The organism is Allokutzneria oryzae (assembly GCF_042429765.1).
Taxonomy (GTDB): domain Bacteria; phylum Actinomycetota; class Actinomycetes; order Mycobacteriales; family Pseudonocardiaceae; genus Allokutzneria; species Allokutzneria oryzae.
Map to the genome: position 1 here is coordinate 139,939 of NZ_JBHLZU010000011.1, position 13,497 is coordinate 153,435.

Annotated in this window: 19 protein-coding genes; 10 read left to right on the forward strand and 9 right to left on the reverse strand. The window is 71.4% G+C overall.

From position 1 onward, the window contains the following. The first annotated feature begins 101 nt into the window (after positions 1 to 101). Complete coding sequence (locus ACFFQA_RS14525; protein WP_377852434.1) at positions 102 to 1,268, forward strand: pyridoxal phosphate-dependent aminotransferase; 1,167 nt, start codon at positions 102 to 104, stop codon at positions 1,266 to 1,268. Here the strand turns inward: ACFFQA_RS14525 and ACFFQA_RS14530 are convergent. Both ACFFQA_RS14530 and ACFFQA_RS14535 read right to left on the reverse strand, forming a co-directional pair. Further along, positions 1,265 to 1,681: a hypothetical protein gene (locus ACFFQA_RS14530; protein ID WP_377852436.1), complete on the reverse strand. Its 417-nt coding sequence runs from the start codon at positions 1,679 to 1,681 to the stop codon at positions 1,265 to 1,267. The two genes, ACFFQA_RS14525 and ACFFQA_RS14530, sit on opposite strands and share 4 nt — an antisense overlap. Next, complete coding sequence (locus ACFFQA_RS14535) at positions 1,678 to 2,280, reverse strand: RNA polymerase sigma factor (RefSeq protein WP_377852438.1); 603 nt, start codon at positions 2,278 to 2,280, stop codon at positions 1,678 to 1,680. Before ACFFQA_RS14535 ends, ACFFQA_RS14530 begins: the two co-directional genes overlap by 4 nt. Positions 2,281 to 2,829: 549 nt before the next feature. Here ACFFQA_RS14535 and ACFFQA_RS14540 point away from each other — a divergent pair. Beyond that, a complete protein-coding gene (locus ACFFQA_RS14540) occupies positions 2,830 to 3,807 on the forward strand; it encodes a hypothetical protein (protein ID WP_377852440.1) in 978 nt (325 codons plus the stop codon). Positions 3,808 to 4,170: 363 nt separating this feature from the next. Here ACFFQA_RS14540 and ACFFQA_RS14545 read toward each other — a convergent pair whose 3' ends face one another. Next, the gene (locus ACFFQA_RS14545) at positions 4,171 to 4,644 is read right to left on the reverse strand and encodes a CGNR zinc finger domain-containing protein (RefSeq protein ID WP_377852442.1); all 474 of its coding nucleotides are present in this window, start codon (positions 4,642 to 4,644) and stop codon (positions 4,171 to 4,173) included. Positions 4,645 to 4,757: 113 nt separating this feature from the next. Between ACFFQA_RS14545 and ACFFQA_RS14550 the strand changes: the two genes are divergently transcribed. Continuing rightward, on the forward strand, positions 4,758 to 5,138 hold the full coding sequence (locus tag ACFFQA_RS14550) for a VOC family protein (protein ID WP_377852444.1): 381 nt from the start codon (positions 4,758 to 4,760) through the stop codon (positions 5,136 to 5,138). A 126-nt stretch (positions 5,139 to 5,264) separates the two neighbouring features. On the opposite strand, the gene ACFFQA_RS14555 is transcribed toward ACFFQA_RS14550, so the two are convergent. From ACFFQA_RS14555 to ACFFQA_RS14575, 5 genes are all read right to left on the reverse strand, one after another. Further along, positions 5,265 to 5,999, reverse strand: coding sequence for a D-alanyl-D-alanine carboxypeptidase family protein (locus ACFFQA_RS14555; protein ID WP_377852446.1), 735 nt, complete (start codon positions 5,997 to 5,999; stop codon positions 5,265 to 5,267). A gap of 201 nt (positions 6,000 to 6,200) precedes the next feature. Then, positions 6,201 to 6,431, reverse strand: a complete 231-nt coding sequence (locus ACFFQA_RS14560; RefSeq protein ID WP_377852448.1) for a TFIIB-type zinc ribbon-containing protein — start codon at positions 6,429 to 6,431, stop codon at positions 6,201 to 6,203. Between the two features lie 36 nt (positions 6,432 to 6,467). Then, positions 6,468 to 7,652: an ATP-grasp peptide maturase system methyltransferase gene (gene tgmC, locus ACFFQA_RS14565; protein WP_377852450.1), complete on the reverse strand. Its 1,185-nt coding sequence runs from the start codon at positions 7,650 to 7,652 to the stop codon at positions 6,468 to 6,470. A 46-nt stretch (positions 7,653 to 7,698) separates the two neighbouring features. Continuing rightward, positions 7,699 to 8,040 carry a fluoride efflux transporter FluC gene (locus ACFFQA_RS14570; protein WP_377852452.1) on the reverse strand — a complete coding sequence of 114 codons (342 nt, stop codon included), beginning with the start codon at positions 8,038 to 8,040 and terminating at the stop codon, positions 7,699 to 7,701. Beyond that, positions 8,037 to 8,399 (reverse strand): fluoride efflux transporter FluC, encoded by a 363-nt coding sequence (locus ACFFQA_RS14575; protein WP_377852454.1) that lies wholly within the window; start codon positions 8,397 to 8,399, stop codon positions 8,037 to 8,039. The genes ACFFQA_RS14570 and ACFFQA_RS14575 overlap by 4 nt, the downstream gene beginning before the upstream one ends. Before the next feature lie 116 nt (positions 8,400 to 8,515). Between ACFFQA_RS14575 and ACFFQA_RS14580 the strand changes: the two genes are divergently transcribed. The 7 genes from ACFFQA_RS14580 to ACFFQA_RS14610 all read left to right on the forward strand — a co-directional run bounded on the left by ACFFQA_RS14580 (position 8,516) and on the right by ACFFQA_RS14610 (position 12,534). Next, complete coding sequence (locus tag ACFFQA_RS14580) at positions 8,516 to 8,968, forward strand: helix-turn-helix domain-containing protein (protein ID WP_377852456.1); 453 nt, start codon at positions 8,516 to 8,518, stop codon at positions 8,966 to 8,968. Between the two features lie 13 nt (positions 8,969 to 8,981). After that, positions 8,982 to 9,668 (forward strand): hypothetical protein, encoded by a 687-nt coding sequence (locus tag ACFFQA_RS14585; RefSeq protein WP_377852458.1) that lies wholly within the window; start codon positions 8,982 to 8,984, stop codon positions 9,666 to 9,668. A gap of 130 nt (positions 9,669 to 9,798) precedes the next feature. Beyond that, positions 9,799 to 10,074: a DUF2516 family protein gene (locus tag ACFFQA_RS14590; RefSeq protein WP_377852460.1), complete on the forward strand. Its 276-nt coding sequence runs from the start codon at positions 9,799 to 9,801 to the stop codon at positions 10,072 to 10,074. Then, positions 10,071 to 10,814, forward strand: coding sequence for an alpha/beta fold hydrolase (locus ACFFQA_RS14595; RefSeq protein ID WP_377852462.1), 744 nt, complete (start codon positions 10,071 to 10,073; stop codon positions 10,812 to 10,814). The genes ACFFQA_RS14590 and ACFFQA_RS14595 overlap by 4 nt, the downstream gene beginning before the upstream one ends. 28 nt (positions 10,815 to 10,842) lie before the next feature. Then, on the forward strand, positions 10,843 to 11,391 hold the full coding sequence (locus ACFFQA_RS14600; protein ID WP_377852464.1) for a type 1 glutamine amidotransferase domain-containing protein: 549 nt from the start codon (positions 10,843 to 10,845) through the stop codon (positions 11,389 to 11,391). Between the two features lie 13 nt (positions 11,392 to 11,404). Next, positions 11,405 to 11,962, forward strand: coding sequence for a YbaK/EbsC family protein (locus ACFFQA_RS14605; RefSeq protein WP_377852466.1), 558 nt, complete (start codon positions 11,405 to 11,407; stop codon positions 11,960 to 11,962). Beyond that, positions 11,959 to 12,534 (forward strand): class I SAM-dependent methyltransferase, encoded by a 576-nt coding sequence (locus ACFFQA_RS14610; protein WP_377852467.1) that lies wholly within the window; start codon positions 11,959 to 11,961, stop codon positions 12,532 to 12,534. The genes ACFFQA_RS14605 and ACFFQA_RS14610 overlap by 4 nt, the downstream gene beginning before the upstream one ends. A gap of 19 nt (positions 12,535 to 12,553) precedes the next feature. On the opposite strand, the gene purU is transcribed toward ACFFQA_RS14610, so the two are convergent. After that, positions 12,554 to 13,438 (reverse strand): formyltetrahydrofolate deformylase, encoded by an 885-nt coding sequence (purU, locus tag ACFFQA_RS14615; protein WP_377852469.1) that lies wholly within the window; start codon positions 13,436 to 13,438, stop codon positions 12,554 to 12,556. Positions 13,439 to 13,497 lie beyond the last annotated feature (59 nt).

Below are 13,497 nucleotides of genomic sequence, written 5' to 3' on the forward strand. Positions count from 1 at the left end.
CAGGTCGCGCAGCTTCACGTGCTCTCGGGGTGTCAGGGGGGCCACCCCTCGATTCTTACCGGTGTTTGGCCGGCGGGGTGTCGAGGAAGCAGGATCACGACGTGGCTAATCGTGCTCTCGTCTCCCGGCTCCAGCCGTTCACCTCGACGATCTTCGCCGAGATGACCGCACTCGCCCAGCGCACCGGTGCGGTCAACCTCGGTCAGGGTTTCCCGGACACCGACGGTCCGGCGAGCATGCTCGACGCGGCGCGGGCCGCCATCGCCGACGGCGTCAACCAGTACCCGCCGGGCCCCGGACAGCCCGACCTGCGTGCGGCGATCGTGGAGCACCGCCGCCGCTACGGCACCGTCTACGACGCCGACTCCGAGGTCCTGGTCACCGTTGGCGCGACCGAGGCCATCGCCGCGGCACTGCTCGGACTGGTCGAGCCGGGTGAGGAGGTCGTGCTGGTCGAGCCGTACTACGACTCCTACGCCGCCTCCGTCGCGCTGGCCGGAGCGGTGCGCAAGGTCGTCTCCCTGGTGCCGGACGGCGACCGGTTCGCCCTGGACCTGGACGGGCTGCGCGCCGCGATGGGACCTCGGACCAGAGCGATCCTGGTCAACACCCCGCACAACCCGACCGGCACCGTCTACACCGCCGAGGAGCTCGCCGAAATCGCCCGCCTGTGCCAGGAGCACGACGTCATCGCGATCACCGACGAGGTCTACGAGCACCTGCTCTTCGACGGCCGCACGCACACCCCGCTCGCCTCGTTGCCCGGCATGGCCGAGCGCACCCTGACGATCTCCAGCTCCGGCAAGACCTTCAGCGCGACCGGCTGGAAGATCGGCTGGATCTGCGGTCCCGCCGAGCTGGTCGCCGCCGCCCGCGCCGCCAAGCAGTTCCTCACCTTCGTCGGCGGCGCGCCGTTCCAGCCCGCCGTCGCACACGCCCTGCGCACCGAGCTCGACTGGGTCGAGCAGCAGCGGCTTTCCTTGCAGGACAAGCGAAACCGGATCTCCGCGGGACTCGCGGAGGCGGGGTTCGGCGTGCACGCCAGCGAGGGCACGTACTTCGTCTGCGCCGACGTCCGCCCGCTCGGGTTCGAGGACGGCTACGAGCTGTGCCGTGCTCTCCCCGAGCGGATCGGCGTCGCCGCCGTGCCGGTGCAGGTCTTCACCGACAACAAGGAGAACTGGCGGCACCTCGTGCGCTTCGCCTTCTGCAAGCGTGACGAGGTGCTGGACGAGGCCGTGCGGAGGCTGCACAAGCTCGCCTCCTAGACGCGCACCCAGTCCGTTGCCAGAGGCCGCGATCCCGCGCTCCGAAGCACGAAGCTGATGGGCCCGGCGGGCACGTCGCGCACCGCGAACCGTCCGCCGGGACCGAGTTCGCCGACCGTGCCCTCCGGATGCCACAGCTCCAGCTCGAAGCCGGGCGGCGCGGCGAGCGCGCCCGCGATGTCGAGCCGTCCGCCCATCGGCACCAGGTCGACGTCGAGCGTCGCCCCGCTGCCCGCGTACGCCAGCAGCCGTCGTGGGCCCCGGGCGCGGGCGCCCGGCCAGGACGAGTCGGCCACCTGCGGCAGCCGGTCCGCTCCCAACCGCCGACGCGCCGCGGCCAGGCTCGCCGCGTGGGTCTCCTGCGGGGGATCGAGCTCCCGCAGCAGCGAGCAGAGGTCGGTGAGGAGCGTCATCGGCCCGTTCCCGTCCTCGCGAGCTTGCGGCGCAGCGTGTGCAGGCACCGCAGCCGCATCGGTCCGACGCTGCTCTCGGCGATGCCCAGCGACCTGGCCAGCCGCGCGTAGCCGACACCCGGCTGGAAGGCCAGCACCCACAGCAGCCGTTGGCACCGCTCCGGCAGGTCGGCGAACGCCCGCCACAGCTCCCTGCGGCTGTTCGCGCTGATCAGCTCGTCCTCCGGGCCACCGCCCGGCTCGGCCCGGTCGAGCAGTGGCGGCTCCAGCGGCGTCTCCCGGTACCGGTCGGCCCGAACCCGCAAGGCCTCGCGGCGGGCTGTGGTCACCAGCCAGCCGGGCAGCCGCTCCGGATCGCGCAGCGTGTCCAGCCGCTCCGCCAGCCTCAGCCAGGTCAGCTGGGCGACGTCGGCGGCGTCGGCCCTGGTGAGCCGGTGCGCCCGCGCGGTCGCCCACACCAGTCGCTGGTAGCGCTCGACGAGCGCCCGCCACGCCCGTTCCTCGCCCGCCTTCGCCCTGGTGACCAGCCGCGGCAGCTCGTCCTCCCCCGAAGCCCCCGCCGTGTCAGCCGTCCCGGCTGTCTCGCCCTCTCCGTCCACAACGCTCTCCCCTTCGTGCGGTCGTCGGTGGTGCCCCGGGCGATGGGACTCGGCCGCGCACCGCACGGGATCCACCGCTCGCCGGATCGGGTGGGCCGACACGCCCGGGGCTCGCGAACGGAGCACACCCTTCGGCCCAAAGATCTCCAGATGATCAGGGCTCGATCGGGCAAACAGGACCGCGGTGCGGTTCCCCGGTACATCCCCGGTGCCGGTACCGGCGGTGAAAAGCCAGGTCATCGGCCGGAACACGAGTGATCTACCCCGGTTACTCTGCGTAGGAACAGCTGCGCCGCCGGGGATCGAGGGGGCACCGGAACGCCAGGTCGGACGCGCTCGTCACGCGTGCGCCGAGCGCTCACTCGACCGGGTGGAGCCACGCACCGTCATCGCAGGCCAGCGGCCCACCCCCGAGTGGAGCACCGAGCAGCCTTTCCGGGTGGTTAATTGCGGGTAGGCTCGCCAACGGCGCCGGGTGGAACAAACATTGTCAATCGCAGCGGTTCCCGAGCGTGTTACGTCTTTGGTGATCGGCAGGTGGTGGTGACGGTGTCCAGCACCGGAACGGTGCGCAGCTGGGGAGAGAGGCTGCGCGCTGTTGCCGTACGGCTGGCCGTCATGGGTGGTCTGGCTGCGGCCACCTGGCTGGCTACGGCCACCACCGCGAATGCCGACGAGACGTCGGCCCGCGTCGACGTTCTGAGCCCGTCGGTCGTCTTGGAGCAGGGCCAGCGACCGGCGGATGCCGCGACGCGGGCCGACGCTCTCGTCGAACCGGCTGCGACCGGCAGGGGCTCCTCGGCCCGAGTGCGCTCGGTCGCCCCCGCCGTCACGGCGGCCCCGCGACCCCAGGAGACCGAGCAGGTCGCCGGGACCAGCGAGCAGGCCGACCCCGCGTCCCGCCGTTCCGAGCTGCGCCAGCTGGTCAAGGACCTGCTGCGGCTCCGGCTGACGCCGCCCGCGACCGACCCGGCCGAGGACCCGGGATCCGGAGGCTCCGGAACGACCAAGCCGTTGCCGATCCCCGACCCCGAGCTGCCGAACCTGCTCCCGGCCGGTCCCGAGGACCCGCCGCTGGGCAACCACTCCTCCGGAGAGGTCTCCGCTGAACGGCCGAGGCCGCTCCCGCTGCCCGACCCCGGGCCCGTGGTCACGCTGCCCGCCCCGGACGTCCCGCCGCCCGCCGAGGCCCCCGTCGAGAGCGCCGCGGTCCGGCACACCACCGTCCAGCACGTCGCCAAGGCCGGCCTCGCGCGTTCCGCGCTCTCGCCGGACGGCGCCGGTGACTCCAAGAAGGACCGAGTCCCCACGCTGCCGCGCGAGGACTCGGGTCCGAACCCGGTGCAGACCGGGACCTCGCCCGCGAGCAACGGCCTCACCGAGGGCGGTCCTCAGCGCACGGCCGCCGGGCTGCCCGCCACGTTGCTCCCCCCGACGCCGGCGCTGTCGGTGACCGGCGTCGTCTACGGCGACGGTGTCGTTCCGGTCGCGGGCTTCCTGAGCCGCCCGGCCACCTCCCCGGACTGAACCCCGCACCGCTGGCGCGGTTGGGGTGTGCGCAGTTCTAGTTGATCTTGCTCATGCTTCGGCGCCGACCGTCTGTGCAACGGTCGTGACGCCCTTCCCGACCGGCGCGGCGCCCACGGGTTCCCTCCGGCCGCTTTTGTCCTGAGCCGTGCCGGATCTCGGTTCCCCCGCCGATGAGCCCGTGGGCGCCCGCCCCGCTCGGCCCCGACAGTCCGTCCACTGTGAACACCCCACTGTGAACACCCCGGTACCACCCGATTCCGACCGACCGCGCCCGGCCGGGTCGGGTTTACAGCCCCGGCGTCGCGTTGCCCCCGCGACGCCGGGGCTTCTTACTGCCCGGGTTCTCCTGGCGCCGGCCGGTCAGGGCCTGGCGCGTTCGCGGAAGGCGCGGGCCTTCTCCCGGTTGCCGCACACCCGCATCGAGCACCACGACCGCGAGCGGTTGCGGGAGCGGTCGTAGAAGGCCCACTGGCAGTTGTGCGCCGGGCAGATCTTGAAGCGGTCCCAGTCGCCCGCGATGGCCAGCCGCAGCGCCGCCGCGAGGAACGTGCCCGCCGCCGTGGTCGGCGCGAGCACCGGGATGCCGCCGCGCAGTTCGGTGCGCAGGTCCACCGCGATGTCCGGGACGTGCTCGCGGCCCGCGACCGCCTCGCGCAGCGCGTCCCGGAGCTGCCGCACGTCGGAGGGCTCACCGGGTGCCGAGACGTCGTTGGACCTCGCCCAGAGCCGCCACTCGTCGACGTCGTCGAGGACGTCCGTGTGCTTCTCCTCGTCGCGGGTATTCAGGAACGCGAGCAGGAGATCCACGTCGTGGTCGGTGTTCCAGGCGGTCACCGGTCCACTGTACGACCGGGAACGGTTGCGACCCGCCCGGCTAACCGTCATACTCCGAACACTGGTTAGTAACCCTCGTAAAATTCTCAGTGGTTAGCAGTGGGAGGAACGGCATGGCCGAGAAGCGCAGCCTTCAGCTGGAGTCCGTGGTGCTCGACTGCCCGGAACCGTTGGCGCTCGCGGCGTTCTACAACGAGCTGCTCGGCTGGAACGGCGTCGAAGGTGACGACAACTGGGCGACCGTGACCGGCCCTGGTCCGGGTGGGGGCACGGTGAGCTTCCAGCGCGACCCGGGGTTCCGCGCGCCGACCTGGCCGGAGGGGGAGCGTCCGCAGATGCTGCACCTGGACATCCGCGTCGACGACATCGACGTCGAGCACGAGCGCACGGTCGCGCTGGGTGCCCGGCCGCTCGGCGAGACGCAGGGCACATCCAACAACGGGTTCCGGGTCTACGCCGATCCGGCGGGGCATCCGTTCTGCCTCGTCGCCTGAGTACGGCTCGGCTCGGCGGGGATGGTGGCACTGGGCCGCCCGGCATGCGCTGACCCGGGCGACCCAGTCACACCGTCCACACCTCGGGGGGCACTGATGTCAGTGCGGACGGTATGCCCCAGCGCCTCACGGATGCGGCTTGAGAGCCGGACAACCCGAGTCGGCGTAGTCCCTGTTGTACTCGAAATGCCAGGGTTCGTTGGCATATCGGCGACACCAGCCTAGTGACCCGGCGGTGCGCTCCAACCATGCTGCCGATGCGCGGGGCTGCACGTCCACTGCGAGCCCGCTCACATGCAAAGATTTAGAAGGCGGTAACACGTACCGCTCGGTCAGCTCGCGGTCGCCGTTGTAGCGCTCCAGAGCTTCCTCGAACTCGGCTTCCTGCGCCGCGACGCTGCGTTTCGCCTCGTGCGCGCACAGGGTGACGCCCTTGGTCGCCGCCTCCTCCTTCGCCTTCTTCCACGCCTTGGCGGCCGCGGCGACCATGCCCTTGGTGTCCTTGTCGTGGTAGCTCGGATCGACGGAGCAGGTGCCCCGCTGGGTCTTCCGCTCGTTCTCGCCCTTGGGGGCGCCGCCCTCCGGGGGGATGAAGGTCATCTCCGGCAGCGGATCCGGCGGCATGGCGCGCGCCGCCCTGCTGTCGGACTGGGTGCCCGCGGGTGGCGTGGTCGTGGCGGTCTCGACCTCGCGCAGATCGCCGACCACGCTGCCGATGGCGCCGATGACGGCGCCGACCAGCGCGCCAGCTGCAACCAGCCCGACGGCTCTGCGCACTTCGTCTCCCGTGGTCGAAAGGGCTTCCTTGATCACATACGGCGCGGGGTGGCGCCGAGTTGCACGGGAGCGGATGAACCGCATCAGGAAACTGGAAGGCGCTCGGTTGTGCTCGCGCGGTGACGTCCGGCCACCGAGGACGGGACATCCGCGATACGCGGCCTACCGCGCTCAGTGGAGGGGGCAGGCGATGCGGCCGAAGGCCTGGGCCCCGGTGAATGAATGCATTTCCATGCAGGTACTTCTGCTGTGTTCTGGAAGAACGACTAGACTTTGCCGTGCTGGTCAGATGATGAAGTCGAGGATTCCCTCGATGAAATCGTCCTCCTCGTCCTTCTTCCTCTTCTTCCGCTCTTCCTCGGTTTCCGGCCGACTCTCGTCGGCTTCGCGCCGCTTGCGCTCGTAGTGCCTGCTGGAGGCGGCTACAAGCTGTTCGAGCTCGCCGAAGTCCAAGTACAGGCCCTTGCAGCCCCGGCATTGGTCGACGTGCACGCCGTTGCGTTCATAGGAGATCATCACGTCATTGCATTTCGGGCAGATCACCGCGTCAGATTACGCGGATTCCAGTTCCCAGTGGTGTCCTCCGAAAGGCTCGTCGAGCCACAGCCATTGGCCGTCCTTGCTCACCGTCACCCGGAATTGTTCGCGTCGCGGTTCGCCGAGTTCGCGCCACCGCTCGTAGGCCAGCTCGGTCTCGTCCCACAGCCGTCGCGGGCCGCCCTGTTCGACCCGGTGGTGACCCCGCTCGGAGGTGTGCCGGACCCACGAGCCGTCCGGGTGCAGCAACCAGCTCTGCCGCACGTCGCCGTCCGCGGTCCCGGCCGCGTGGCGGACTCCGGGCAGCGCCAGGCCCGCGAAGAACTCGAACGCGCTCGCCGGGCTGGTCACCACGTTCATGCCGAGGGTGGTCGTTGCCGACGGCGCGGACCGGTCGGCGACGGGACGCAGCAGCTCGGTCACCTCCGGCCCGCGGTGGGCGCGCAACGGCATGAACCTGCCGTCCGCGGGCAGCACGGTGCCTTCGGCCGTGCCGTTGCGGCCCGCGGTGATGCGCACCAGACCGGCGCCGATCGGCCGGTGCAGCGTGGTGACGATCTGTCCACCCACGACGGTCTGTGCCAACCAGGGCAACGGGATCCGGGACACGGCGCAGGTGGCGAGCACGCGGTCGTAGGGCGCGGTCGGTGGGTAGCCCGACTCTCCGTCCGCGGTCGCCAGGACCGGCCGGTAGCCCGCGCGCTCCAGGTTCGCGGCCGCCCTGCGCAGGACGATCGGATCAACGTCCACTGTGGACACATTGCGCGGGCCGAGCCGATGGCACAGCAGGGCCGCGTTGTAGCCGGTCCCGGTGCCGATCTCCAGCACCTTCTCGCCGCCCCGGATGCCCAGCGCGTCGAGCATGACCGCCATGATGGTCGGCATGCTGGACGAGGAGGTCGCGGTGCCGGAGATCCGGCCCTGCCGCCTGGCGAGCTCCCAGCGGCGGTCGTCGCAGTCCAGCTGCGTCACCCACACCCAGTCCGAGTAGACCAGGTCGAGCCATTCGTGGTCGGAGTCGGCCACCGCCGTCCAGCCACCGTCGGCGTGCGGGCGGAAGAAGCGCGGCAGGAACATGTGCCTCGGCACCTGTTCGAAGGCCGCGCGCCAGTAGGGGTCGGTCAACGCGCCCTGGTTGGCCAGCGTCGCGGCCATCCGGTTGCGCAGCCGTTGTGCCTTGCGCTTGCTCCATTCGCCCATGGCGCACCTCGGCGTTCACGGTAACCCGCCGGGCCGCTCCGCGCCTTCAGCCGAACAGGGCAGTGCCTGCGGCAAAGCCCCCGGCCGCCGCCAGGACCCCGGCCACGATGCTGCCGAGCGCGTTCAGCAGCGCGGTCCGCCTGGCGCCCTGCTCCAGCAGGTGGAAGGTGTCGTAGCCGAAGGTCGAGTAGGTGGTCAGGGCGCCGCAGAACCCGGTGCCGAGCAACGCGACGGCAGGGGTCGACGCGGCCGCGCCGGTGAGCGCGCCGAGCACGAACGAGCCGAGCACGTTGACGGCGAATATTCCCCGGATGCCCAGGCGCTGGCTCGCCAGGTACCGCAGTGGCGCACCGATTCCGGCTCCGAGTGCGACGAGGAGGACGGTCATCGCGCGAGCCTCGCCCCCATCGCGACGGCGGCGAGCGCCGCGAGCAGCGTGCCGACGACGTAGAGCCCTGTCAGCAGGAGGTGTCCACCGGCGAGCAGGCGCTCGGTCTCCACCGCGAAGCCGGAGAACGTGGTGAAGCCGCCGAGTACGCCCGTCCCGAGGAACAGGCGGCGCAAACCCTTGGCGGGCAAGGACATCAGCATCCCGATGAGTAGGCAGCCGATGACGTTCACGCCGAAGGTGGACCAGGGGAAGCCCGCCGCCTGGACCGGCACCGCGGCGGCGATGCCGTACCTGGCGAGGGCTCCGAGGATGCCGCCCGCCGCGACGGTGAGCAGTGCCGAGGCCTGTTCGCGCACGTCGCGACGGTAGTACCGGCGAGTGTGGGCAAGGCCACCGCCCCGGTGCAAGCACTCTGCTTGCAAGAGCTAGCACGTGTGCGTACTGTCGGGTAACAGCGAGAGGAGGTGGCCGGATGGGCCGGGTCGAGAAAGCCGTCAGCGACGTCAACGAGGCCGTTGTCGGCACGGTCCGCGACATTGGTGAGTACATCCGGACGCAGCGCTCCAACGCGCAGATCTCCTTGCGGCAGCTGGCGAAGCAGGCCGGGGTGTCCAACCCGTACCTGAGCCAGATCGAGCGGGGGCTGCGCAAGCCGAGCGCGGAGATCCTGCAGCAGATCGCCAAGGGGCTGCGGATCTCGGCCGAGGCGCTCTACGTGCAGGCCGGAATCCTCGAGGAGCGCGAGGGCGGTGTCGTCGTCGACGCCGTGCTCGCCGACACCGAACTCACCGAGCGGCAGAAGCAGGTGCTGCTCGACGTCTACGAAACCTTCAGGCGGGAGAACCGCGCCACACCGTCCACTGTGGACAAGAAGGACCACGCGGACGACGAAGGCGACCCGTCGAACGACACTCGCGATCACTGAGGAGAGAACAACCATGGCTACGCTGCCGACCGCCCAGGATGTCCGCAACGCCCGCGAGCAGGCGAGCGCCGTCGTCACCACGGTGCTGGAGCAGGCCCGCACCCCGCTGCTGGCCGCGCTCGGCGCGGGTGACCTGGCCGCCAAGGCCGTCGTCGACGCGCTCGGCAAGGCCCGCGAGGCCGCCAAGGACGGCGCCGAGGCCGCCAAGTCCGCCGCCGACGAGCTGCCTAAGGACCTGACCGGCCTGCGCGCCAAGCTGGAGCCCGCCGAGCTGCGCAAGCTCGTCGACGCCTACACCCAGGCCGCCCTGCAGCTCTACGGCTACCTCGCCGAGCGCGGCGAGGAGGCGCTGGAGACCCTGCGCAACACCCCGCAGCTGCAGAAGGCGCTGTCCCAGGTCGAGGAGGGCACCAAGGTCGCCCAGGGCCGCGTCGAGGAGGTCGTGACCGACGTCCGCGAGCTCGCCGACGACGTGCTCGGCAAGGTCACCCGCCGCACCCGTGCCGCCGGTGAGAAGGTCGCCGACGCGACCGAGCGCGCCGCCGAGGACGTGGCCGAGGCCGTCGTCGACGCCGGTGCCGAGGCCGCCTCCGCGACCCGCAGCACCACCCGCAAGGCCGCCAACCGCACCGAGGCCGCCAAGCCCGCCGCCAAGTCCACCGCGGCGAAGAAGAGCACCAACGGCAAGGCCAACGCCTGAGCCGCAGCACCCCCGGACAGGGCCCCTGATCACTCCCGTGGATCAGGGGCCCTGATCCATGCCGCGACTTCCTGGGGCTCCCGACCGGCGGCTCAGCCCGTACGCTGGAGTTGTGCTTAGGCCTGACGCAGTGATTCTGCTCCTCATCTACTGGGCGGCGATCCCGTTCGGTGTCTACGCGTTCGGCCACGCCCTGATGCAGCGTGCCGATGCCTTCACCGTCGCGGACAAGCTCACCAAGCCGGCCTGGCTCGGCATCTCCGGCGGCGGTACCGCGGCCCTGGTCCTGTTCCAGTTCGGCGGTCCTGGGACGTTCTTCTGGATGGCCGGGCTCGTCGCGGTGCTGGTCTACATCGTCGACGTGCGGCCGAGAGTGGTCGAGGTCCAGCGCGGCCCCCGCTGGTGAGCCGGGTTCTCCGGCACGCGCACGGCTCGGGTGACCCGGTCACCCTCGTCGTGCCCGGTCTGGGAACGACGCCCGGCGAGGCCAGGCTGCCCGCCTCGGGCCTGTCCGGAACCCGGGTGGTGCTGACCCTGCCCGGCCACGGCGACGCCCCCGACGCCCCGTCCGGCTACTGGCGCTACGAGCGGGTCGCCGACGACGTGGACGCCATCGCCGCCGAGGTCGGCGCGACCGCCGCGATCGGCACCTCGCTCGGCGCCGCCGCGTTGATCAACCTGGTCGCCCGCGAGCCGCGGCGCTTCGAGCGGCTGGCGCTGCTGATCCCCGCCGCGCTCGACCGGCCGCGCACCGACCCGGACCTGCCGCTGCTGCGCCAAGCCGCCGCCGTGGCCCGTGGTGACCGCGACGAGCTGCGCGAGCTCGTGCTGGAGCACCTGCCCGCCGGGATCGACCTCGGCGACTACGTCGAGACCAGGATCGACGCGCTGCTGCGGCTCGGTGACGCGCTCGTCGCCCTGCCCGGCCAGGCCCCGCTGACCGATCCGGCGCAGGTGGCCGACGTGACCGCCGACGTGCTCGTGATCGCGGCGACCGGCGACGGCCAGCACCCGCAGGAAGTGGGTGCCGCGGTCGCCGCCGCCTTCCCCCGCGGGCGGCTCGAAGTGCTGCCGACGCCCGCGCCGCTGATCACGCACCGCCCTCGGGTGCGGGCGCTGCTGGGGGAGTGGCTGCGTGGCGTGTGACCGGCCCCGCCGTGGGTAGCCGTAGTGCATGGCCGAGTACCTGAAGAGAATCGCGTTCATGGTGGCCGACGAGGGCATCGAGCAGGTCGAGCTGACCTCGCCGTGGCAGGCCGTGCTGGACGTGCCCGCCGAACCACGACTGATCGGGCCGGAGCTTGGCACGGTGCGCGGGTTCAACCATCTGGAACCAGCCGACGAGTTCTCTGTGGACGTCGCGCTCGCGGACGCCGCGCCCGCCGACTACGCCGGTCTGGTGCTGCCCGGTGGGGTGGCCAACGCGGACAAGCTCCGGATGAACCCGCACGCCGTGCGGTTCGTGCGGGACTTCATCGCCGCCGGCAAGCCGATCGCGGCGATCTGCCACGCGCCCTGGCTGCTCGTCGAGGCGGATGTGCTGCGGGGCAAGACCTTGACCTCCTACCCCAGCCTGGCCACCGACATCCGCAACGCCGGTGGGGAGTGGGTGGACGAGGAGGTCTTCGTGTGTCCCGGCAACGGGTGGCACCTGGTCACCAGCCGCACGCCGAAGGACCTCGACGCCTTCAACGCCGCGGCGCTGAAGGCTTTCGGGTTGTGATTAGCCTGGGCGCATGACCTGGACCATCGCCGGAAGCCTCACCGTCGTGCCCGCGACGGACCACCCCGAACTGCTCGCCGAGCCGGTCGCCAAGGCGCTCAGCGCGCTGCCCGACGCCGACCGGGACCGCGTCGGGGTCGCCGAGATCGATCCGGAGCTGGCCGACACCGCCGCCTTCTGCGAGAAGTACGGCTCTCCGCTGGAGGCATCGGCGAACTGCGTGGTGATCAGCGGCAAGCGCGGCGACGTGGTGCGCTTCGGCGCCTGCCTGGTGCTGGCGACCACCCGGGCCGACGTGAACGGCCTCGCCCGCAAGCGCCTGGACGCGCGCAAGGCGTCCTTCGCACCGATGGACGAGGCGGTCAGCCTGACTGGCATGGCCTACGGCGGCATCACGCCCCTGGGGCTGCCGGAGGGCTGGCCGATCCTGCTGGACACCGCCGTCGCAGCCGCGCCGGAACTGGTGATCGGCAGCGGCGTGCGCCACAGCAAGCTGCTGGTGCCGGGGGACGTGCTCGCGCGGCTGGCGTTCGCCGAGGTCGTCGAAGGACTGGGGCGTCCGGCGACATGACCATGCCGGACTACGAGGTCGAGGCCGCCCGCTATGACGAGAGCCGGGGCGGCCAGCCGCGTGCTCGGGCGGCCGCGACCGCGATCGAGACGCTGCTGCCCGCCGGTCCGGTCCTCGACGTTGCGGTGGGGACCGGGATCGTCGCGGCGGCGATGGCGCGCCCGGTGATCGGCGTTGACCTCTCCTCGGCGATGCTGGGACACGCGTCGCGGCGGTTGCCAGGACGCGTGGCGCGAGCCGACGCGCGGAGCCTGCCGGTCGCGTCGGACAGCGTCTCCGCAGTGACCGCGATCTGGCTGCTGCACCTGATGCCCGACTCCGAGGCGGTGGTGCGCGAGGTCGCTCGCGTGCTCCGGCGCGGCGGTGTGTTCGTGTGCACCGTGGACAAGCGGGCGGCGCATCGGCTCGCGGAGGGCAATCCCGCGTTGCCGGGAGCGCGTGACGAGCGTTCCCGCGTGGAGGCGCTGGGCGCGCGGTACGGGCTCGCGGTGTCCGGTGAGGGCTCGTTCGTGGGCTACGGGCAGGACTACGAGCCGGTGTTCCCACTGCTCGCGCTCACGAAGAAGCAGTGAACGGATCGTTCACTCGTTCTCAGTGGAACACCACGGTCCGGTTGCCGTGCACCAGCACGCGGTCCTCGATGTGCCAGCGCAGCCCACGGGCGAGCACGACCTTCTCGATGTCGCGGCCCTTGCGGACCATGTCGGCGCTGCTGTCGGTGTGGTCGACCCGGATCACGTCCTGCTCCACGATCGGCCCGGCGTCGAGCTCTGCCGTGACGTAGTGACAGGTCGCGCCGACGAGCTTCACCCCGCGCGTGTAGGCCTGGTGGTAGGGCCGTGCGCCGATGAACGACGGCAGGAAGCTGTGGTGGATGTTGAGCGCCTTGCCCGCCCACGCCGCGCACAGCTCCGGCGGCAGCACCTGCATGAACCGGGCGAGCACCACGGCGTCCGGGTGGTGGGAGTCGACGATCTGCCGGATCTGGTTGAAGGCCGCGTCCTTGCCCTCCGGGTTCTCACCGGGGCCGGGGAAGGGCACGTGGTGGAACGGGATGCCGTGCGCTCTGGTGATCCCGGCCAGGTCGGCGTGGTTGCCGATCACGGCGCGCACGTCCACGTCCAGCTCACCGGAGGCGACCCGCCCGAGCAGGTCGTACAGGCAGTGCCCGGCCTTGGACACGAGGATCACCACGCGGCGCGGCACCCCGGTGTCGGAGACCCGCCAGTCGGTGCGGCTGCCCAGCTCGGCGGCGACCGTGGCGAACCGACTGCGCAGCTCGGCCGCGTCGAAGGGCAGCGAGTCCGCGCGGACCTCCTGGCGGGTGAAGAACCAGTTGGTGTCGCGGTCGGTGTGGTAGGCGGCCTCCACGATCCATCCGCCGAACTCCGCGAGGAACGTCGAGATCTTGGCGACGATCCCCGAGCGGTCGGGACAGCCGAGGGTGATGACGTAGCGGCGTTCAGCGCTGGACATGGCTGGTCAGTCTGTCAGGCCACCACGATCGAGCGATGCCCTGCCCGCCTGTGCCGTGG